This window comes from Thermocatellispora tengchongensis (assembly GCF_014202315.1).
GTDB classification, from domain to species: Bacteria; Actinomycetota; Actinomycetes; order Streptosporangiales; family Streptosporangiaceae; genus Thermocatellispora; species Thermocatellispora tengchongensis.
The window spans coordinates 68472-87734 of sequence record NZ_JACHGN010000012.1 but is presented as its reverse complement, the minus strand read 5'-3'; the positions used below and the strand labels follow the sequence as shown (position 1 = coordinate 87734).

Below are 19263 nucleotides of genomic sequence, written 5' to 3'. Positions count from 1 at the left end.
GGGGCGTCGGGTGGGTCGGTGGTGGGGGTGTCCCCGGCGCGGGGTGGGCGGGTGGTGCGAGGGTGCCCTGGGGACGGTGTCGGCCCCGCTGGCGGCGGGGCCGGCGGCACCCCATTCTGGGCCGGGCGTGGGACGGGGCGGGGCGTCGGTGGTGTGCAGCGTCACCGTGGCCCGCCGGGCCGTGGGTCTACGCCTGTCGCGGGGCGTGGGTCAGGATCGCCGGCATCGGTACCAGGTCGGTGGCCGGCTCGGGCTTCTGGTGCCCGAGGGCGTCGTCCTGGGGTCTGGGTGGGCCGGACCGGTGGGGTGGGGGTGAGGCCGTTCCAGAGCGGTGGTCAGGCGGTCTACGTCGGCCGGGCCGGTGGAGTGGGGGGTGAGGGGCCGCGTGAGCGCACGTGCGGGCGAAGTCGGGCCTGCGTGGGTGCGGTCACGCGGCGGGCCTCGTGAGTGGGGCCGGGCCTATCGTGGCCGGCCGGGGATGGGGGTCAGTACCAGCCTCGCGAGAGGGCGTGGGACCAGGCGCCGCAGGGGGTGCCGTACCTGGCCTTGATGTACTTCAGGCCCCACTTGATCTGGGTCCTGGGGTTGGTGCGCCAGTCCTTGCCCGCGCTGGCCATCTTGCGGCCGGGGAGCGCCTGGGGGATGCCGTACGCGCCCGAGGAGCGGTTGAGCGCGCGGTGGTTCCAGTTGCTCTCGCGGTTCCACAGCTTGCTCAGGCAGGCGAACTGGGCGGCGGACCAGCCGTGCTTGCCGATCATCGAGCGGGCGATCGACTTGTTCCTGGCCTTGGCGCTCTTGGCCCTGGTGCCCTTGGTGCCCTTGGACGTGGTGCTGGACCTGGTGGTGCTGGACGCGGTGCTGCCGGCCGTGGTGGTCCCGGTCGCCGTGCCGAAGGCCGCGGTGGGGGCCGCCGTCGTCGCCTCGGCGGGGGCGACCGCCTGGGTCGCGGCGCCGCCTGCGAGGGCGGCGGCGATCAGGGTCGCACCGGTTCGGCGAATAGTCGGCATGAAGGTTTCCCTCTCGCTTCGGGGTCGAAGACTGCCGACACATTGCCGCATTCATCCGGGAATCGGAAGTTTTGAGTCGTCTGCGTAGATCGTCCTGGTTCGTCGGACGGTGGGCCGTGCACCTTTCTAGCAGCGGTTTCGTTATCTGTCCGTGATGTGCGCCACATTTGGTGATTCCGGCGCTTTCTATGCCTTTTTTTGCATTTACCGGGCGAATGCCGCCGAAATGTGCATCGGACGCTGTGGTGGCCCATGAACCGGCCGTGGGACCGCTGCGTACCTGGGGATATGCGACGCACGCGTGATCGCCGGTGCGGCGGCCGGGGTCCGGGAGCGCGGCGGACCGCACCGGCCGCCGTGCTCGCGATCACGAGGGTCGTGCTCCCGGCCGGCGGGCCCGCGGCCCGGCCGTGGTCCGCCGGCGCCGAGGGGTGGGCGTGGCTGGGTGGGTGTGGCTCGGCGGGGCGGGCGTGTTCCCGAGCGGTTCGGACGTGCCCGGCGGTTCGCCGGTGCCCGGGGCGGTTCGGACGTGCCTGGCGGGCTCGGACGTGCCCCGGCGGGTTTGGACGTGCCCGGCGGTTCGCACGTGCCTGGCGGTTCGCCGGTGCCCGGTGGTTCCGCCGTGCCTGGCGGTTCGAGGGCGCCCGCTGGTGTGACGGCGGCGGGGTGGTTCGACGGCGTCGGCGAGTGGGGGCGCCGGGTGGGGCGGCCGCCTGGGGGCGTCCAGGACTGAGAGCGCTCTTACCTTCCTCCTGTCCCGTTGTCAGCCCCCTGGCCAGAATGGTAAAGCTTGTTTACTGTTGAGCGTGAGAGCGCTCTCCCGATCCGGCCCGTCGATGAGAGGTGAGTGCCCATGACTGTGCGACGACGGGGGTTCGCGGCCTTCGCGGCCGGGGTGGTTCTGGCGCTGGCGGCCTGCCTGCCGGCCGCCGTGCCGGCCGCCGCGGTGCCCGCCACGATCCCGCTCGTGGTCAAGAACGACTCCGGCCGGTCCGAGCCGGTCTACCTGTACGTCCTGGGGAGCAGGGCGGGCACGCTCGGTTACGCCGACGCCGCCGGCGGCTTCCACCCCTGGACCGGTGGGACGATCCCGCCCAGCCCCGCGCCCGACGTGGCGATCCCGGGCCCGGCGAACGGCCAGAGCAAGACGATCCAGATCCCCAGGCTCTCCGGGCGGATCTACTTCTCCTTCGGGCAGAAGATCCGGTTCTTCCTCACCCCCACGGGCCTGGTGCAGCCGGCCCCGTGGAACCCGTCCGACCCCAACCGGGACATCCTGTTCGACTGGAGCGAGTACACCCTCGACGACGGCGGCCTGTGGCTGAACAGCTCGCAGGTGGACATGTTCAGCGTGCCCCACGCCGTGGGCGTGAAGTCCGCGAGCGGCGCGGTGCGCAGCACCGGCCGGCTGGTCGCCGGTGGGCGGGACAGGGTGCTGGACGCGCTGCAGAACCAGCCGGGCGGCTGGGCCGGCCTGGTCCACCGCCGCGCCGACGGCCTGCGGGTGCGCGCGCTCGCGCCCGGCAAGGGCATCGACGCGGGCGTGTTCGGCGCGAACACGCTGGACTCCTACATCACCCGGTCCTGGGACGCCTACCGGAACGCGACGCTGATCGTGACCCCGTTCGCCGACCGGCCCGGCACCCGCTTCCACGGCCGCACCCACGGCGACACCATGGTGTTCACCGACGCCTCGGGCGCCACCGTCGCGTCCTTCGCCAAGCCGTCCTCCGCCGACGCCTTCAACTGCGCGGGCAGGCTGTTCGCCCCGAACGACCAGGTGGTGGGCCCCATCGCACGTACGCTGTGCGCCGGGCTCAACCGCTCCACGCTCGCCACGATCCCCACCCAGCCCAGCACCGACCCCGGCCGCTTCTACCAGGACGCGGTGACCAACCACTACGCCCGCGTGATCCACGCCAACATGGCCGACGGCAAGGCGTACGCCTTCCCCTTCGACGATGTCGGCGGCTTCGAGTCGCTGGTCCACGACGCGAACCCCACCACCGCGTACATCACCCTCGACCCGTTCTGACCTGCTGCGCAGCGGCGGCGCCGGGTGATTGAACCGGCGCCGCCGGGTGTAAGCAAGAGGTGTGAGACCACGGGGGCGGCATTCACGAACGGGCAGGTCATGGTGGATGGACAGTGCGCTTGTCGGCATTCCGGTCGCGCTGATCCTGGCGATCGCGATCGCCGATCTGGCGGCGCCCGATCGCATCCACCTCGGCCCGCTGCTGGTCGCCGCCCCCGCGATCACCGCGTCGTTCGCCGGGCCGCGGCTCACCGCCGCGATCGTGGTGGTGAGCGCGGCGGCGGAGCTGCTGATCGCCTCGGTGCAGGGCGACTTCGGCACCCAGACCTTCGTCGGGGAGATCGCCGCCCTGGTGACCGTGGGCGTGCTCATCGTGATCTTCGCCTACGTGCGCGACCGTGAGCGGCGCACTCTGACGCAGGTGCGCTCGGTGGCCGAGACCGCCCAGCGCGCCCTGCTGCGCCCGGTGCCGGCCCGGATGGCCAGGCTGCGGGTCGCCAGCACCTACCTCGCCGCCGAGGCCGAGGCCCACATCGGCGGCGACCTGTACGGCGCGGTGCGCACCCGCGGCCTCACCCGGCTGATCATCGGCGACGTCCGGGGCAAGGGGCTGGCCGCGGTCTCCGACGCCGCCCTGCTGCTCGGCGCGTTCCGCGAGGCCGCCCACCACGCGCCCACCCTGCCGCACCTCGCTGCGTACTTGCAGGACAGCTACGGCGACCGGCTCGCCGACATCCCCGCGCCCCCGCCCGAGGAGACCGAGAGCTTCATCACCGCGACGCTGGTGGAGTTCCCGGACGACCGCCCGCTGCTGACCGTGGTCACCTGCGGGCACCCGCCGCCGCTGCTGCTGCGCGGCGGCGAGGTGACCGCGTTGCCGGACGACGCGCAGGCCCCGCCGTTCGGCCTGGGCGACCTCGCCCCGGCGGAGTACACCGCGCGGACCTTCCCCTTCGGCGAGGGCGATGCCCTGCTGCTGTACACCGACGGGGTCATCGAGGCGCGCGACCGCGCCGGCCGGTTCTACCCGCTGTCCGAGCGGATCGCCGAGTGGGCCGGGGACGAGCCGGAGCTGCTGCTGCGGCGGCTGTCGCAGGACCTGCTGCGCCACGTCGGCGGGCGGCTCGACGACGACGCGGCGATGGTCGCCGTACGGGCCGTCTGAGCGCCCAGGAGGCGGTCTCGCGCGTCAGGTCGCGGGCAGGGCGGTGGCCAGCAGGACGACGCCCAGCGACCCCGCCAGCGACGAGATCGCCATGATCCGGGCGAACCGGGGCCGGCCCGCGCCGCTGGCCCAGCCGTGCAGCGCGGCGGCGGCCATCACCGCGCAGAACAGCAGCAGCTTGGCGGCCAGGATGCGGCCGTAGCCGGGGTCGGCGAGCGAGGCCCAGGTGACGCCCTTGCGCCAGGCCAGGGCGACGCCCGTGCCGAGCTGGACGGGCAGGAACACCGCCGCGGTGATGATCCCGAAGCGGCGGCCCACGGCCGTCAGCACCTCGCCCCGCCGTCGCTCGTCCAGCAGGCGGCGGGCCAGGGGGAGCACCACCAGCGACACGGTGAGCTGGCCGCCGACCCACAGCGCCGCCGCGAGCACGTGCAGGAAGCGCACCACCGTCCACCAGGTCATGGCGCGCTCACCGGGAACGGGCCGGGCGCGCCCCCATCGGCCCGGCGCAGCGTGCGGTCCACGCGGTCCACGCGGTCCACCTCCGGCAGGTTCGGCGGGGCTGTTCGGCGGGGCAATGGTACAGCGATCATCCGGCCGCGGCCTGCCCGGCCGTGCGGCGGGACGCCGCCGCGCGGATCGCGGTGACCGTCAGGGCCAGGGTGAGCGCGGCGGCCACGGCCAGCAGGGCGAGGCCGGGCCCGTACGAGCCGAGCCGCCCGTAGACGAAGCCCATGACCAGCGGCGGCACGAACCCGCCGAGCCCTCCCGCGGCGCCGACCAGGCCCGTGACCGAGCCGACCTTGTCGGGCGGCGCGACCTGGGCGATCAGGGCGAAGGTGGCGCCGCTGCCCGCGCCCAGCGCGGCGGCCATGGTCAGGAAGGCGATGGTGCCCACCGGCATCAGGCCCGGGGTGAGGGCCTGCACCGCGGCCATGACGGTGATCGCCGTGAACACCCCGGCCAGGACGGGCACCGGTCCGACGCGGTCCGACAGCCACCCGCCGACGGGCCGCATCACCACGGCCAGCAGCACGAACCCGGCCATCCGGTTGGCGGCGTCGGCCTGTTCCAGCCCGTACCCGGTCTGCAGGTAGGCGGGCAGGTAGACGGAGAAGGCGACGTAGCCGCCGAACGCCACCGCGTACAGGACGCACGCCTGCCAGGTGATCGTCAGCTTCAGCGTCGCGGCCATGCGCGCCGCGAGCGGCTGGGTGGCGACCGGGCGGCCGGGCGCGTCGCGCAGGACCAGCCAGGCCACGACGGCGTAGCAGGCCAGGACGGCGGCGGTGATCACGAACGGGGTGGCCGGGCCGCCCGCCCTGACCAGGCTGACGGTGGTCAGGGCACTGATCGCGGTGCCGCCCATGCCCGCGCCGAAGACGCCCACCGCGAGCCCGCGCCGCTGCGGCGGGAACCAGGCGTTGACGAACGGCACGCCGACGGCGAACGCGGTGCCGCCGATGCCCAGGAAGAAGCCGCCGGCCAGCAGCGCGGCGAACGAGCCCTGCCCGGCCACGCCGATGAACAGGACGGGGACGATGGTGGCGGCGGAGACCAGCGGGAACATCACCCGGCCGCCGAAGCGGTCGGTGAGGGCTCCGACGGGGATGCGGCCAAGCGAGCCGACGATCACCGGTACGGCGACGAGCAGCGCCTGCTGGGCGGCCGACAGGCCCAGCAGGTCCTTGTATCGCGGCCCCAGCGGGCTGAGCAGCGCCCAGGCCCAGAAGTTGACCGCGAACCCCAGGGTGGCCAGGCCCAGCATCAGCAGGGGCCTGCGGCCGGCGGCGGCCGGTGCGTCCATCGTGTCCTTCCTCACGTCGTGGTGGCGCGCGGGGCGCGGCGCCGGTAGACGATGTACGGCCGCCACAGGTAGGCGATCGGCGCCGACCAGACGTGGACGAGCCGGGTGAACGGCCAGATCGCGGCGAGCAGCCAGGCCGACATGGCGTGGAGCTGGAAGATCGGCGGCACGCCGGCCATCAGGTCCGGGTCGGGCCGGAAGGTGAGCACGCCGCGGAACCAGACCGCGATGGTGGCGCGGTAGTCGTAGCCGCCGCCGAGCAGGTTCTCGCCGACGGTCGCGGTCAGGCCGAGCAGGATCACCACCGTCAGGACCGCGTACAGGACCTTGTCGGCCCGGGTGGTGGTGCGGCGCACCCGGGGGCTGGTGAGACGGCGGGCCAGCAGCAGGGCCAGGCCCGCCGTCACCATCAGCCCGGCGGCGGTGCCGGCGCCGACCGAGACCAGGTGGTACAGGTGGTCGTCGATGCCGGCCGCCTCGGTCCAGCCCTTCGGCACGAGCAGGCCGAGCGCGTGCCCGGCGATGGCGGCGAACGAGCCGAGGTGGAACAGCGGCGAGCCCAGCCGCAGCAGCCGGCTCTCCAGCACCTGGGTGGTGCGGGTGGTCCAGCCGAACTGGTCCACGCGCCAGCGCCAGACGTGGCCCACCACGAAGATCGTCAGGGCGACGTAGGGGATGACGACCCAGAGGGCGACGTTCACGGCCGTGCCTCCATCTCATGAGCGAGCGGGCCGAAGGGGGGCAGCTCAGGGGTGGGCGGGCCGAAGGGGGCGGGTTCGTCATGGACGCCGGCCTCCTCCGCGGGCGGGCCGGTCAGGGCGAGGCCGGCGACCGCCGCGCGCTCGGCCGCGGACAGGCCGGGCAGCTCGGCGCAGAGCGCGTCGAGGACCGCGGCGTACGGCGAGTCGGCGTCGCGCAGCGCGGTGCGGATGAGTTCCAGCCCCTGGCGGTGCTGACGCAGGGGCGCCTCCCCGGCGCCGGGCCCGGCCAGGGCGGCGAACTCGCAGACCACCGGCAGGAAGTCGGGCAGCTCGCCCTCGGGCGGGGTGAGGCCGGCCGCCCGGTAGCGCTGTTTGAGGGCGAGCAGGGCCATGCCGCGTCGGCGGGTGTCGCCGTGCAGGTAGTAGGTGAGGTAGAGGCTGCAGGCGCGGCGCAGGTCGAACGTCTCGACGTAGGCGCGGGCCAGTGCCATCGGCTCGGTGCGGCCGAACCAGGCGGTGAAGCGCGCCAGCGACGCGCGTGCCGCCGACTCCGGCAGCCGGCGTACGGCCCCGGCCAGCTCGCCCCGGGCGGCGATCAGCTCGGCGTCCGGGTACTGCAGCAGCAGGGAGACCAGGCGCAGGAGCGCGGCGCGGTCCTCGGGCGCGTACCGGTGGCCGGGCGCCCGGCGGCGGGTGAGCAGCCTCATGCCGCGCCACCCCTGCCGGTGAACAGCCTCAGACCGAGCCGCCCGTCGGGGCGGCGGCCGGTCAGGCCCGCCGGGTGGAAGCCGGTCATGCCGGGCCCGCCCTCGCCGTCCAGGCTGCATCCGTCCACCTGGGCGGACAGCGCGGCGGCGTCCTCGCGGTGCGCGGCGGGCACGACGTAGCGCTCGTCGTACCTGGCGATGGCCAGCAGCCGGTACATCTCCTCCATCTCCTCCGCCGTCATCCCGGCCGCGGCCAGCAGGTCCTCGTCCACCGAGCCGTCGATCGCGCGGGCCCGCATGTGCGCCCGCATCGCCGACAGCCTCATCAGCGCTCCGGCCACGACCTCGGTGTCACCGGCCGCGAGCAGGCTCGCCAGGTAGCCGAGGGGGATGCGCAGGTCGGTGATGGCGTGGAAGACGTTGTCGGGGTCGTCGGCGTCGGCGCCCATGCCGGTCACGGCGTCCAGCACCGGCGACAGCGGCGGGATGTACCAGACCATGGGCATCGTCCGGTACTCCGGGTGCAGCGGCAGCGCCACCCGGTAGCGCATCGCGAGCCGGTAGACCGGCGAGCGCCGGGCGGCCTCGATCCAGTCCTCGGCGATCCCGGCGGCCCGCGCCGCCGCGGCCACCTTCGGGTCGTCGGGGTCGAGGAAGACCCGGCGCTGCGCCTCCAGCAGGTCGCGCGGGCCGGCCACCCGGGCCGCGCCGAGGACGGCGTCGGCGTCGTACAGGACGAGGCCGATGTAGCGCAGCCGCCCGACGCAGGTCTCGGCGCACACGGTCGGCTGCCCCGCCTCGATGCGGGGGAAGCAGAACGTGCACTTCTCGGCCTTGCCGGTCCTGTGGTTGACGTACACCTTCTTGTACGGGCACGCCGAGACGCACATGCGCCACCCGCGGCAGCGGTCCTGGTCCACCAGGACGATCCCGTCCTCCTCGCGCTTGTACAGGGCACCCGACGGGCAGGCCGCCACGCAGGCCGGGTTGAGGCAGTGCTCGCAGATGCGCGGCAGGTGGAACATGAAGGTCTTGTCGAACTCCATGCGCACCTTCTCCGCCATCGCGGCGAGGTTGGGGTCGGCGGGGGCGTGCTCGGGGGCGCCGCCGAGGTCGTCCTCCCAGTTGGGGCCCCACGTGATGGCCATGTCCTCGCCGGTGATGGCCGATTTGGGGCGGATGACCGGGACGTGCGGCCCGGCGGGGGCCGTGACCAGGGTGTCGTAGTCGTAGGTGGCCGGCTCGTAGTAGTCGTCCAGATCCGGCAGGTCGGGGTTGGCGAACAGGCCGAGCAGCCGCTTGACCCGGCCGCCGGAGCGCAGCTTGAGCCGCCCGCGCCGGTCCACCTGCCAGCCGCCGCGCCAGCGCTCCTGGTCCTCGTGGCGCCTGGGGTAGCCGACGCCGGGCTTGGTCTCGACGTTGTTGAACCAGACGTACTCCACACCGTCCCGGTTGGTCCAGGTCTGCTTGCAGGTGACGGAGCAGGTGTGGCAGCCGATGCACTTGTCCAGGTTCATCACCATGGCCACCTGGGCCAGGACCCGCATCAGTAGCTCACCTCCTGGCCGCGGCGCCGGATCACCGTGATCTCGTCCCGCTGGTTGCCGGTCGGCCCGTAGTAGTTGAAGGCGTAGGTGAACTGCGCGTACCCGCCGATGAGGTGGCTGGGCTTGAGCAGCAGCCGGGTGAGGGAGTTGTGCACCCCGCCGCGCCGCCCCGACCTCTCGGTGAGCGGGACGTTCAGGTTGCGGTCCTTGGCGTGGTACATGTACACCGTCCCGGCCGGCATGCGGTGCGAGACCACCGCCCTGGCCACGACCACGCCGTTGCGGTTGCTCGCCTCGATCCAGTCGTTGTCCGCGGCCCCGATCGCGCGGGCGTCCTCGACGCTCATCCAGATCGTGGGCCCGCCGCGCGACAGCGCCAGCATGTGGGCGTTGTCCTGGTATTCGGAGTGGATGGACCACTTGGAGTGCGGGGTCAGGTAGCGCACCACGACCCCGGCCCCGTCGCCGCCGTCCTGCTCGCCGTAGTGGCGGCGCAGGTTGAGCGGCGGCCGGTACGCGGGAAGCTGCTCGCCCAGCTCGATGATCCAGTCGTGGTCGAGGAAGAACTGCTGGCGCCCCGTCAGCGTGTGCCACGGCTTGTCCCGCTCGACGTTGATCACGAACGCTGAGTAGCGGCGCCCGCCGGTCTCCGACCCCGACCACTCCGGCGAGGTGATGACGGGCTGCGGCCTGGCCTGGGTGTCGGCGAAGGAGATCCGCCTGCCCTCGTGCTCGGCGGCCAGGTCGGCGAGCACGGTCCCGGTGCGCCGCTCCAGGGTCTCGAAGCCCTGCGTGGCCAGGCGGCCGTTGGTGGTGCCGGACAGCGCGAGGATCGCCTCGCACATGCGGTCGGCCGTGGCCAGCGAGATCCGGCCCTCGGGGGTGACGCCGTTCCGGCCGCGCAGATGCTCCAGCTCGGGCTCGGCCCGGTAGGTGACGCCCTTGGTGGTGAGCCCGAGGTCGGAGAGGAGCGGGCCGATGCCGCGCATCCGCTCGGCGACGGCGGCGTAGTCGCGCTCGATCGTGACGATCTTCGGCATGGTCACGCCGGGGACCGCCTCGCACTCGCCGCGCTTCCAGTCGCGCACCCTGCCGCCGGGCTGGGCCAGCTCGTCGGGGGTGTCGTGGGTGAGCGGGACGGCGAGGACGTCGGTGCGGGTGCCGAGGTGGCGGGCGGCCAGCTCGGAGAACCGCTCGGCCAGCTCCATGAAGATGTCGTAGTCGGCGCGGGTCTGCCAGGGCGGGGCGATGGCCGGGTTGAAGGCGTGCACGAACGGGTGCATGTCGGTGCTGGACAGGTCGTGCTTCTCGTACCAGGTGGCGGCCGGCAGGACCACGTCGGAGAACAGCGCCGTGGACGTCATGCGGAAGTCGATCGCGGTCAGCAGGTCGAGCTTGCCCTCGGCCGGCCGCTCGCGCCAGGTCACCTCGGCCGGGCGCAGGCCCTCGGGGGTCTCCTCGTTGCGGGTCTCGGCGTCGGCGCCGAGCAGGTGGCGCAGGAAGTACTCGTTGCCCTTGCCGGAGGAGCCGAGCAGGTTGGCCCGCCAGACGGTGAGCACGCGCGGGTGGTTGGCCGGGTCGCCGGGGTCCTCGGCGGCGAAGCGCATCCGGCCCGAGGTCAGCTCGGCCACCACGTGCTCGGCCACGGGCACGCCCTTCGCGGCGGCCTCGTCGGCGAGGACGAGCGGGTTGCGGTCGAACGCCGGGTGCGAGGGCAGCCAGCCGAGCCGGGCGGCCTGCGCGTTGCAGTCGGCGAACGACCGGCCCGCGAACAGGCCCTCGCCGAGCGGGCTGGCCAGCTCGCCGGCCCCCACGCGCTCGTAGCGCCACTGGTCGGTGGCGAGGTACCAGAACGCGGTCCCGGCCATGTGCCGGGTGGGCCGCTGCCAGTCGAAGGCGAAGGCCAGGTGCTGGAAGCCGGTGATCGGGCGGACCTTCTCCTGGCCGACGTAGTGGCCCCAGCCGCCGCCGTTGACGCCCTGGCAGCCGGTCAGCAGCACCAGCGTCAGGAACGAGCGGTAGATCTGGTCGGAGTGGAACCAGTGGTTGGTCCCCGCGCCCATCGCGATCATGGAGCGGCCCCGGGTGACCTCGGCGTTGCGGGCGAACTCGCGGGCGATCCTGGCGATCGTGGCCGCCGGGACCGAGGTGATCTCCTCCGCCCAGGCGGGCGTGTACGGCCGCGCGGCGTCGCCGTAGCCCTCCGGCCACTCGCCCGGCAGGCCGCGGGCCACGCCGTACTGGGCCAAAAGCAGGTCGAACACCGTCGTCACCAGCCTGCCGCCCACCTCGGTGACCGGTACGCCGCGGCGCATCACCGAGCCGCCCTCGGTGGCGCCCTCGTCGAAGCGCGGCAGGTCCACGGCGACCGCGCGGCCGGACCTGCCGAGCAGGGTCAGCGCCGGGCGCGCGCCGCCCAGGCCGAGGTTCCACCGGCCCTCGCCCTCCCGGCCCCAGCGGAAGCCGAGCGAGCCGTCCGGCACGACGGGCGCGCCGGTCGCCTCGTCCAGGAAGACCGTCTTGAACGCGGCGTTCTCGCTCCGCTGGCCCAGCTCCGCGGCGGTCAGGAAGCGGCGCGGCACGTACGCGTCGCCGCGCGGCTCCAGCGTCACCAGGAACGGCAGATCGGTGTACTTGCGGACGTAGTCGGTGAAGTAGGGCACCTCGCGGTCGCGGAAGAACTCGGTCAGGATCACGTGGCCCATCGCCATGGCTACGGCCCCGTCCGTGCCCGGGTGCGGCGCGAGCCAGTCGTCGGCGAACTTGACGTTGTCGGCGTAGTCGGGGCTGACCGCGACGACCTTGGTGCCCCGGTAGCGGGCCTCGGTCATGAAGTGCGCGTCGGGGGTGCGGGTCACCGGGATGTTGGAGCCCCACATGATCAGGTAGCGGGAGTTCCACCAGTCGGCGGCCTCGGGCACGTCCGTCTGGTCGCCCCACACCTGCGGCGAGGCGATCGGCAGGTCGGCGTACCAGTCGTAGAACGACAGCAGCGTGCCGCCGATCAGCGACAGGAACCGGGTCCCGGCCGCGAACGACGCCATCGACATGGCCGGGATCGGGGAGAAGCCGACCACGCGGTCGGGGCCGTACCGCTTGATCGTGTGCACGTGCGCGGCGGCCAGCAGTTCCAGGACCTCCTCCCAGCTCGACCGGACGAAGCCGCCCTTTCCGCGCGCCCGCTTGTACGCCCCCGCCCGCTCCGGGTCGCCGGTCAGCTCCGCCCATGCCAGCACCGGGTCGCCCAGCCTGTCCCTGGCCTCGCGCCACATCTCCAGCAGCACGCCGCGCACGTACGGGTAGCGCACCCGCGACGGAGAGTAGGTGTACCAGGAGAACGACGCGCCGCGAGGGCAGCCGCGCGGCTCGTACTCCGGCGACTCGGGCCCCACGGACGGGTAGTCGGTGGCCTGGTGCTCCCAGGTGATCAGCCCGTCCTTGACGAACACCTGCCAGGAGCACGACCCGGTGCAGTTCACCCCGTGCGTCGAGCGCACGACCTTGTCGTGCGCCCACCGGTCCCGGTAGAAGCGGTCCCAGGCGCCGGGGTCGATCCGGTGCAGAGTACGGCCGTCGGCCGACACCTCGGCCCTGGTGAAGAACTTCCGGGCGGCGAGCAGCGGGCCCATGCCGGGCACCGCGTCGATGTCGGTCACGGGGACTCTCCAAGGTCAACAGCGGACATGGGATCAAGACTGGGGGCGCCGCCGGAGGCCCGGCAGGGCCGAAGGTCCCGGGGGAGCGGGCCGGACGGCCGTTGGCCCGCCCCGCGGCGCCGCCGATCCTGGAGGGGAGGTGACGAGCATGAGCCGGGAGACCCCGCGGATCGTCGTCGGCTACGACGGGTCCGACTTCTCGATGCAGGCCCTGGACTGGGCGATGGACGAGGCCGAGTGGCGCAAGCTGCCGCTGACCGTCTGCCACGCCTGGCAGTGGCCGTACGGCCCGGCGGAGGAGGAGGCCCGCGCCCATCTGGGCAAGGCCGCCGAGCACGTGCTGTGGCACGGCGCCGACTGCGCCCGCTCGTGCAGCGCCGTCGCCGACGTACGGGCCGACCTGTACGAGGGCCGCGCGGAGGACCGCCTGGTCGAGCTGTCGGCCGGCGCCGAGCTGGTCGTGGTCGGCTCGCGGGGCCTGGACGCCGTCGCCCGCGAGACCGTCGGCTCGGTGGCCGGCCGGGTGGCCGCCGGCGCGGCCTGCCCGGTCATCGTGGTACGCGGCCCCGGCCCGGTGCCGCTGCCGCCCGCGCCGGGCCCGGTGGTGGCGGGCATGACCGACGACACGCCGGACGAGGTGCTCGCCTTCGCGCTGGGCGAGGCCGAGGTGAGGGCGCTGGACCTGCTCACCGTGCACGCGGGCGAGCTGCGGCCCGCCCCCTCACGGCCGTTCGCCGCCGAGGCGGGCGGTGCGCTGCGCTCGGCCGAGCGCGACTTCACCACGCACCTGCTCCCGTGGCGCGAGCGCTACCCCTCGGTCCACATGCAGTCGCGCTTCGTGGCGGGCCCGCCCGGCGAGGCGCTGCTCGCGGCGTCCCGGGAGGCCAGCCTGCTGGTGCTGGGCCGGGGAGCGGAGCCGGGACGGCTCGGCGCCGTCACCGGCCACGTGCTCCAGCACGCGATGTGCCCCGTCGCGGTGGTGCCCTGCGCCGCCTGAGGCCGGCTCCACCCGGCCCTGCCGCCTGAGGCCGGCCCCACCCGGCCCTTGTGTCAGCGCCGTGTCAGCGCCCCTTCCACACCGGGGTGTCGTCCTCCTGCCAGGTGATCCGGTCGATCACGTCCACGACGCCGTTGATCCTGGCCGCCATCCGCACGGTCAGCTCGGCGTCGCCGCGCTTGCGCATCGTCCCGGAGAGGGTGACCACGCCGTGGTCCACCTCGATCCGGACGCCGGAGGTGTCCACCCACAGCGCGTGGTCCAGGATGTCCTCGCGGACCTCCGCGGCGATCTCGGCGTCGGGCCGCACGAACACCTTCAGCAGGTCGCGGCGGCTCAGCATGCCCCGCAGCGTCCCGTCGTCGGCCACGACCGGCAGCCGCTTGACGCCGTGCTCGTCCATGCGCCGCATCGCCGACACGATCGAGTCCGAGGCGCGGACGGTCACCGGCGGCGTGGTCATGATCTCTGCGGCGGTGTCGCCGCGCGCCTTGTCCTCCGGGTGCGCGCCCTCCCGGGTGAGCCGGTGCCGCAGCCGTGCCCGCAGCGGAGGCTGGTAGCCCTCCCGGTAGTACTGCTCCCGGAACTCCTCCTTCCGCAGCAGGTCGGCCTCCGACACCACGCCGGCGACGCGGCCGGCGGCGTCCACGACCGGGACCGCGCCGATCCCGTGCTTGATCAGCAGCTCCGCGATGTCCTTGAACGGGGTGTCCTCGCGCACCGAGACGACGTCCTTGGTCATGACGTCGCTCACCTTGACCCGCATCGCGCCCTCCTCTCGCGGGGGTTGTGCCGTCTCCATGACAACCCGCGCCCGGCGCGGCCTGGAGAGGGCGGAGGTCCCGGATGACCGGGTCTTTCGCCACTGCGTACGTCCGCCGCCGATCCGATGGCATGGGAGGTGAGGGGAGGAGGATGAGATGTCCGAACACATCGTGGCGGCCACCGACGGCTCGCGCTCGGCGCTGTCGGCGGTGCGCTGGGCGGCCGGCGACGCCGCGCGGCGCGGCGTGCCGCTCAAGATCGTGCACGTGAGCGAGTCGCGGCTGGTGGACCTGCCGCTCCGGCCGCCTCCCGGGTTCCACAGGACGGTCACCGAGCACGGCCGCCAAGTGGTCGAGGAGGCCGCCGGCGTCGCCCGCGAGACCGCCCCGGGCCTGGAGGTGAGCACCTCCGTCGTCACCGGCCGCCCGGTGGACGAGCTGCGCGCGGAGGCCGAGCGCTCCGCGCAGATCGTGCTGGGCAACCGGGGCCTCGGCGGGTTCGCCGGGCTGGTCGCCGGCTCGGTGTCGCTGGGCGTCGCCGGGCACGTCAGCGTGCCGGTCGTCGTCGTGCCGCAGGTGTCGATCGCGCCCTACGGCAGGATCGTCGTCGGGTACGACGGGACGGCGTGGTCGGAGGCCGCGCTCGACTACGCCTTCCGGCAGGCCGCAGGGCGGGGCGCCCGGCTGCAGGCGGTCTACGCCTGGCACATGCCGGCCCTGTCGCCGTACGCCGTGCCGTACTCCTCGCTGGTCGAGGAGGTCTTCTGCGCCCACTGCGCCACCGTGCGGCAGATGCTGGCGCCGTGGCGGGAGAAGTACCCCGAGGTGCAGATGGAGGAGACGGCGGTCTGCGCCCACCCCGTCGCGGCCCTCAGGGACGCCGGCGCCATGGCCGACCTGGTCGTGGTGGGCTCGCGCGGGCTCGGGACCCTCGGCTGCGCCGTGCTGGGCTCGGTGAGCCACGGCGTGCTGCGGCACGCCCGGCGCCCGGTCGCGGTCGTCCGCGGCCCCGGGTGAACCCCGCCGTTGGACCCGCGCCCCATGGGACCTCCGGCCCTGGAGCCGCCCCCCGCCCGGGAGGTGGACTGTTGCGGGGGAAGAGAGCGAGGAGGACGTGATGCCCGGTGAGATCGTCGTGGGAGTGGACGGTTCCGCTCCCTCGCGCGCGGCCCTGGAGTGGGCCGCCGACGACGCGTTGCGCATGCACGCGCCGTTGCTGGTGCTGCACGCCGTGGAGCGCTGGCCGTACCAGATCGCCAAGTTCCCCTCCGAGGGCAGCATCGACGCGCTGACCCGCGCCGCGCAGCGCATCCTGGCCGACGCGCTGGCCGTGGTGCACTCCCGCCAGCCGGACGTGGAGGTGACCGGCGAGATCGTCGAGGCGCCGCCGGCGCCGGCGCTGCGCGAGCGGGCCGGCGGGGCCGTGGAGATCGTGGTCGGCAGCAGAGGGCTCGGCGGGTTCTCCGGCGCCCTGCTCGGCTCGGTGAGCGTGCACGTGGCCGGCCACGTGCACCGGCCCGTCGTGGTGGTCCGCCCGGGCCGGGAGCGGGTGTTCGGCGAGGTCGTCGCGGGCATCGACGACTCCGAGGAGTGCGAGCCCGCCCTGGCGTACGCCTTCGAGCAGGCCGCGCTGCGCGGGGCCGGGCTGCGCGCGATCTACGCCTGGCAGCTCCCCGTGCACGCCTACGCCCCCGAGGCCGGCTACGACCTGGACGAGATCCGCGCCGCCCACCACAAGGTCGCCGCCGACAGGATCGCCGCCTACCGCGACAGGTACCCGCAGGTGGACGTCGTGGAGGACGTCCGGTGCGCGCACCCGGTGGACGCGCTGACCCAGGCGTCGGAGCGGGCCGACCTGGTCGTCGTCGGCTCCCACGGGCGGGGCGGCCTGGGCTCGGTCCTGCTCGGGTCGGTCAGCCGGGGCGTACTGCACCACGCGCACGGCGCGGTGGCCGTGGTGCGGGCCTAGCCGCCGCACCTCGCCGATCCTCCGGGAGGAAGCGATGACACTGCAGGTCAAGGACGTCATGGGCAGGGTCGCCATCGCCGTGACCCCCGACGCCGGGTTCGCCGACATCGTGGCCGCGATGAAGCGGTACGCCGTGGGCGCGGTCACCGTGATCGACGCCGGCCGCCGGCCGATCGGCGTGGTCAGCGCCGACGACCTGCTGCTGAAGGAGACCGACACCGCCCGGCACAGCACGTCCATGTACGAGGACGACCGGGCGCGCGAGGAGCACCGCAAGGCCGCCGCCATGACCGCGGCCGAGCTGATGACCACCCCCGCGCTCACCGTGACCCCGGACACGCCGGTGCGCGAGGCCGCCCGCCTGATGCACCGGCACCGCGTCAAGCAGCTTCCGGTGGTCGATCCGGGCAGCGGCCGCATCGCCGGAACCCTGCACCAGGTGGACGCGCTGCGCGTGTTCACCCGCCCGGCCGCCGAGCTGGAGGCCGAGATCAGAGCCGTGATCGCGGACATCGGGCTGGATCCCGCGTCCTTCTCCATCGGCCTCGACGGCGGCGTGGCGGCCATCGCCGGCCGCGTCGCCCGCTCGTCCCAGGCCATCCAGCTCGTCCGCGCCGTTCAGGCCGTCGAGGGCGTCATCGACGTCGTGGCCGGCCTCACGCCCGACCGCGACGACATCGTCACCGCCCCCGGCCGCAGACCCTGACCCGCACAGCGGGCCATCACCATCGGGAGGAGATCGAGAGTAGGCATGTCAGCGATCCTGATCGGACGAACGAGCCATGATGAGCAGGTCCGGCGGCTGCTGACGGAGAACGCCCCGGCCGCCGAGATCGTCTCCGTGTACGCCACCGTCCCCGCCGAGCCCGCCGCGGCGCTCGGGCTGCCGGGGCGGCTGGAGAAGCTGGTGCGGACCGCGGCGGAGTACCCGGTCGATCCGGGGACCGTGGCAGACGTGCGCGATCTCGCCGAGCAGGCGGCCGGCCACCTCGGCCGCGGCGTCGCCCTGTTCGCCGCGCGCCGTACCGGCCTGGCCGAATGGGTGCTGCTGCCCGAGCCCGCGCCGGACTGGGCCGTGGCCGGCACCCGGCCGGCCCTGCGCCCGCTGCTGGCGATCCTGGAGCGGCACCCCTCCTGCTGCGTCGCCGTCGTGGACAGCGCCCGCGCCCGGATCTGCCTGCTGGAGGACGGCCGCGTACGCGAGGTCGCCGCGGTCGTGGACGAGGCGCTGCGCAAGCGCAACTACGGCGGCTGGTACGGCCTGGCCGAGCGGCGCGCCCGCGCCCGCGCCGAGGGGCTGCGCGCCCGCCACTACCAGCACGTCGCGGCGGAGCTGGAGCACGTGATGGGCGACACCGTGGGCGCGCTGGTCATCGGAGGGCACGGGCACGACATCCCGGGCGTGGCCGAGGCGCTGCCCCGCGCCCTGCGCGGGCGGCTGGCGGGCACCTTCACCGCCGAGCCCGGCACCCTCACGCCCGCCGGAGTGGTGGAACCCGCCCGGCGCGTGCTGGCCCGCTGGGTGACCGAGCGCCTGGAACGGCTGACCGCCGACGTGCTCGGCGAGGCCGCCGCCGGAGACCGCGCGCTGACCGGCCTGGACGCCTGCGTGGCGGCGGCCGGCGCCAAGGCGGCGGCGCTGCTGCTGGTCAGCGACACCGACCGCGCGCCGGGCACCCAGTGCCGCGGCTGCGGCGCGCTGGAGGCCGGCGGGCGCATCGCCTGCTCCCGCTGCGGTGAGAAGACCCGGCCGGTGCCCGACATCCTGGACGAGGCCGTCGCCGCCGTCACCGCGGCCGGGGGCGAGGTGGCCGTCGTGCCGGCGCGGCTCCTGGGCGGCGCGGCGATGGCCGCGAGGCTGCGCGCGCCCGCCCCGCAGATCGTCCGCTGAGCCGGTGACTCCGGTGCGGCCGGGCCGAAAGTCCCGCCGGGCTCGGGACCTACGCCCCTACCGGGGCGGCCGGGCGGGCGGGACCGTACGAGTAGACGCCCACCGAGGCGGGGACCGAAGGCCCCCGGAGACGCCAGATCTCCGGGAGCCGGGACCGGCCGGAGGCGGAGAAGGTCGAGACGGCACTGTGCCGCACGGCTCCGTCGCCTAGACGGTGACCGCCTTCCGGCCGCCCGGCCGCTGACGGCCTCGCCCCGGCGGGTTATTCGCGCGCTTCCGGGGCGGGTTCACCACGCGCTCCGGGGGCGGGAGGCTTGCGCGCCCGCACTCCCAGCACGAACGGGACCGGCTCGCCGCCCTCGGCGAAACGCTCCAGGGTCAGGCCCGCGTCGAGAAAGGCGTGCAGCAGCGCGGGCAGCGGCCAGTGGGAGGCGCCGACCCGGTTGCGGACCCCCTTGTCGGTCCACGACCGCTTGGTCCAGTGGCCGTCGAGGTAGCCGGGGCCGATCACCACGGCCCCGGGGTCGCCGCGGTCGGCGAAGCCGCCGCAGAAGCACGGGTGCACGCCCACGTGCACCAGCACCCCGCCGGGGCGCAGCACCCGGGCCGCCTCGCGCACCACCGCCGGATAGCCGGGCATGTCGGTGTGGACCATCATCGCGATGGCGGCGGGCACCGACGCGTCGCGGAACGGTAGCCGCTCGGCGTCGCCGCGCAGGATCGGCAGCCGTCCCCGCGCGTGGCGCAGCATGCCGGCGGACAGGTCGATCCCGGCCGGGGTCCAGCCCAGCTCGCGCACGGCCGCGGCGTGCACGCCGGTGCCGCAGCCGACCTCCAGGCACACGCCGCCGCCGGGCCCGACGGGGCCCAGCAGGTCGATCAGGGCGCGGGTGACCGCGGCGCCCGGCCCCTCGCCCGCGCGCTGCGCGGCCAGGAACTCCTCCTCGTACCAGTCGGCGATCTCTTCGTACGCCGCGGTGGGCGCCATCGGCCGCTCCTCGTCGTCGTCGCGTCTCG

Annotated in this window: 16 protein-coding genes; 7 read left to right on the top strand and 9 right to left on the bottom strand. The window is 74.3% G+C overall.

Annotation, left to right across the window (positions count from 1 at the left end; genetic code table 11):
* Nucleotides 1–485: 485 nt before the first annotated feature.
* A complete protein-coding gene (locus HNP84_RS53485; RefSeq protein ID WP_246518738.1) occupies nt 486–1007 on the bottom strand; it encodes an aggregation-promoting factor C-terminal-like domain-containing protein in 522 nt (173 codons plus the stop codon).
* An 853-nt stretch (nt 1008–1860) separates the two neighbouring features.
* Between HNP84_RS53485 and HNP84_RS26915 the strand changes: the two genes are divergently transcribed.
* Complete coding sequence (locus tag HNP84_RS26915) at nt 1861–3042, top strand: glycoside hydrolase family 64 protein (protein ID WP_185052709.1); 1182 nt, start codon at nt 1861–1863, stop codon at nt 3040–3042.
* 106 nt (nt 3043–3148) lie between these two features.
* Entirely contained in the window at nt 3149–4207 is a 1059-nt protein-coding gene (locus HNP84_RS26910) for a PP2C family protein-serine/threonine phosphatase (protein ID WP_185052708.1), read from the top strand.
* A 24-nt stretch (nt 4208–4231) separates the two neighbouring features.
* On the opposite strand, the gene HNP84_RS26905 is transcribed toward HNP84_RS26910, so the two are convergent.
* The 6 genes from HNP84_RS26905 to HNP84_RS26880 form a co-directional block, all read right to left on the bottom strand.
* Entirely contained in the window at nt 4232–4669 is a 438-nt protein-coding gene (locus HNP84_RS26905) for a hypothetical protein (protein ID WP_185052707.1), read from the bottom strand.
* Nucleotides 4670–4796: 127 nt separating this feature from the next.
* Complete coding sequence (locus tag HNP84_RS26900) at nt 4797–6014, bottom strand: MFS transporter (RefSeq protein ID WP_246518737.1); 1218 nt, start codon at nt 6012–6014, stop codon at nt 4797–4799.
* A gap of 11 nt (nt 6015–6025) precedes the next feature.
* A complete protein-coding gene (narI, locus tag HNP84_RS26895) occupies nt 6026–6715 on the bottom strand; it encodes a respiratory nitrate reductase subunit gamma (protein WP_185052706.1) in 690 nt (229 codons plus the stop codon).
* Entirely contained in the window at nt 6712–7422 is a 711-nt protein-coding gene (gene narJ / locus HNP84_RS26890) for a nitrate reductase molybdenum cofactor assembly chaperone (RefSeq protein WP_185052705.1), read from the bottom strand. The genes narI and narJ overlap by 4 nt, the downstream gene beginning before the upstream one ends.
* Nucleotides 7419–8969, bottom strand: a complete 1551-nt coding sequence (narH, locus tag HNP84_RS26885; protein ID WP_185052704.1) for a nitrate reductase subunit beta — start codon at nt 8967–8969, stop codon at nt 7419–7421. Before narH ends, narJ begins: the two co-directional genes overlap by 4 nt.
* Entirely contained in the window at nt 8969–12598 is a 3630-nt protein-coding gene (locus HNP84_RS26880; RefSeq protein ID WP_185052917.1) for a nitrate reductase subunit alpha, read from the bottom strand. Before HNP84_RS26880 ends, narH begins: the two co-directional genes overlap by 1 nt.
* A gap of 175 nt (nt 12599–12773) precedes the next feature.
* On the opposite strand from HNP84_RS26880, the gene HNP84_RS26875 reads away from it, so the two are divergent.
* Complete coding sequence (locus tag HNP84_RS26875; protein WP_185052703.1) at nt 12774–13622, top strand: universal stress protein; 849 nt, start codon at nt 12774–12776, stop codon at nt 13620–13622.
* Between the two features lie 64 nt (nt 13623–13686).
* On the opposite strand, the gene HNP84_RS26870 is transcribed toward HNP84_RS26875, so the two are convergent.
* Nucleotides 13687–14388: a CBS domain-containing protein gene (locus HNP84_RS26870; RefSeq protein WP_185052702.1), complete on the bottom strand. Its 702-nt coding sequence runs from the start codon at nt 14386–14388 to the stop codon at nt 13687–13689.
* 154 nt (nt 14389–14542) lie between these two features.
* Here HNP84_RS26870 and HNP84_RS26865 point away from each other — a divergent pair, with 154 nt between their 5' ends.
* The 4 genes from HNP84_RS26865 (at nt 14543) to HNP84_RS26850 (ending at nt 18246) form a co-directional block, all read left to right on the top strand.
* Complete coding sequence (locus tag HNP84_RS26865; RefSeq protein WP_185052701.1) at nt 14543–15403, top strand: universal stress protein; 861 nt, start codon at nt 14543–14545, stop codon at nt 15401–15403.
* A 100-nt stretch (nt 15404–15503) separates the two neighbouring features.
* Nucleotides 15504–16355, top strand: a complete 852-nt coding sequence (locus HNP84_RS26860; protein ID WP_185052700.1) for a universal stress protein — start codon at nt 15504–15506, stop codon at nt 16353–16355.
* Between the two features lie 34 nt (nt 16356–16389).
* The gene (locus HNP84_RS26855) at nt 16390–17061 is read left to right on the top strand and encodes a CBS domain-containing protein (RefSeq protein ID WP_185052699.1); all 672 of its coding nucleotides are present in this window, start codon (nt 16390–16392) and stop codon (nt 17059–17061) included.
* 45 nt (nt 17062–17106) lie between these two features.
* The gene (locus tag HNP84_RS26850; protein WP_185052698.1) at nt 17107–18246 is read left to right on the top strand and encodes a baeRF10 domain-containing protein; all 1140 of its coding nucleotides are present in this window, start codon (nt 17107–17109) and stop codon (nt 18244–18246) included.
* Between the two features lie 262 nt (nt 18247–18508).
* On the opposite strand, the gene HNP84_RS26845 is transcribed toward HNP84_RS26850, so the two are convergent.
* Complete coding sequence (locus HNP84_RS26845; RefSeq protein ID WP_185052697.1) at nt 18509–19234, bottom strand: class I SAM-dependent methyltransferase; 726 nt, start codon at nt 19232–19234, stop codon at nt 18509–18511.
* Nucleotides 19235–19263 lie beyond the last annotated feature (29 nt).

What these genes read in the sequence shown, in the direction of transcription:
- HNP84_RS53485 (WP_246518738.1), bottom strand. Translation starts at nt 1,007, where the DNA reads ATGCCGACTATTCGCCGAACCGGTGCGACCCTGATCGCCGCCGCCCTC.
- HNP84_RS26915 (WP_185052709.1), top strand. Translation starts at nt 1,861, where the DNA reads ATGACTGTGCGACGACGGGGGTTCGCGGCCTTCGCGGCCGGGGTGGTT.
- HNP84_RS26910 (WP_185052708.1), top strand. Translation starts at nt 3,149, where the DNA reads ATGGACAGTGCGCTTGTCGGCATTCCGGTCGCGCTGATCCTGGCGATC.
- HNP84_RS26905 (WP_185052707.1), bottom strand. Translation starts at nt 4,669, where the DNA reads ATGACCTGGTGGACGGTGGTGCGCTTCCTGCACGTGCTCGCGGCGGCG.
- HNP84_RS26900 (WP_246518737.1), bottom strand. Translation starts at nt 6,014, where the DNA reads ATGGACGCACCGGCCGCCGCCGGCCGCAGGCCCCTGCTGATGCTGGGC.
- narJ (WP_185052705.1), bottom strand. Translation starts at nt 7,422, where the DNA reads ATGAGGCTGCTCACCCGCCGCCGGGCGCCCGGCCACCGGTACGCGCCC.
- narH (WP_185052704.1), bottom strand. Translation starts at nt 8,969, where the DNA reads ATGCGGGTCCTGGCCCAGGTGGCCATGGTGATGAACCTGGACAAGTGC.
- HNP84_RS26880 (WP_185052917.1), bottom strand. Translation starts at nt 12,598, where the DNA reads ATGGGCCCGCTGCTCGCCGCCCGGAAGTTCTTCACCAGGGCCGAGGTG.
- HNP84_RS26875 (WP_185052703.1), top strand. Translation starts at nt 12,774, where the DNA reads ATGAGCCGGGAGACCCCGCGGATCGTCGTCGGCTACGACGGGTCCGAC.
- HNP84_RS26870 (WP_185052702.1), bottom strand. Translation starts at nt 14,388, where the DNA reads ATGCGGGTCAAGGTGAGCGACGTCATGACCAAGGACGTCGTCTCGGTG.
- HNP84_RS26865 (WP_185052701.1), top strand. Translation starts at nt 14,543, where the DNA reads ATGTCCGAACACATCGTGGCGGCCACCGACGGCTCGCGCTCGGCGCTG.
- HNP84_RS26860 (WP_185052700.1), top strand. Translation starts at nt 15,504, where the DNA reads ATGCCCGGTGAGATCGTCGTGGGAGTGGACGGTTCCGCTCCCTCGCGC.
- HNP84_RS26855 (WP_185052699.1), top strand. Translation starts at nt 16,390, where the DNA reads ATGACACTGCAGGTCAAGGACGTCATGGGCAGGGTCGCCATCGCCGTG.
- HNP84_RS26850 (WP_185052698.1), top strand. Translation starts at nt 17,107, where the DNA reads ATGTCAGCGATCCTGATCGGACGAACGAGCCATGATGAGCAGGTCCGG.
- HNP84_RS26845 (WP_185052697.1), bottom strand. Translation starts at nt 19,234, where the DNA reads ATGGCGCCCACCGCGGCGTACGAAGAGATCGCCGACTGGTACGAGGAG.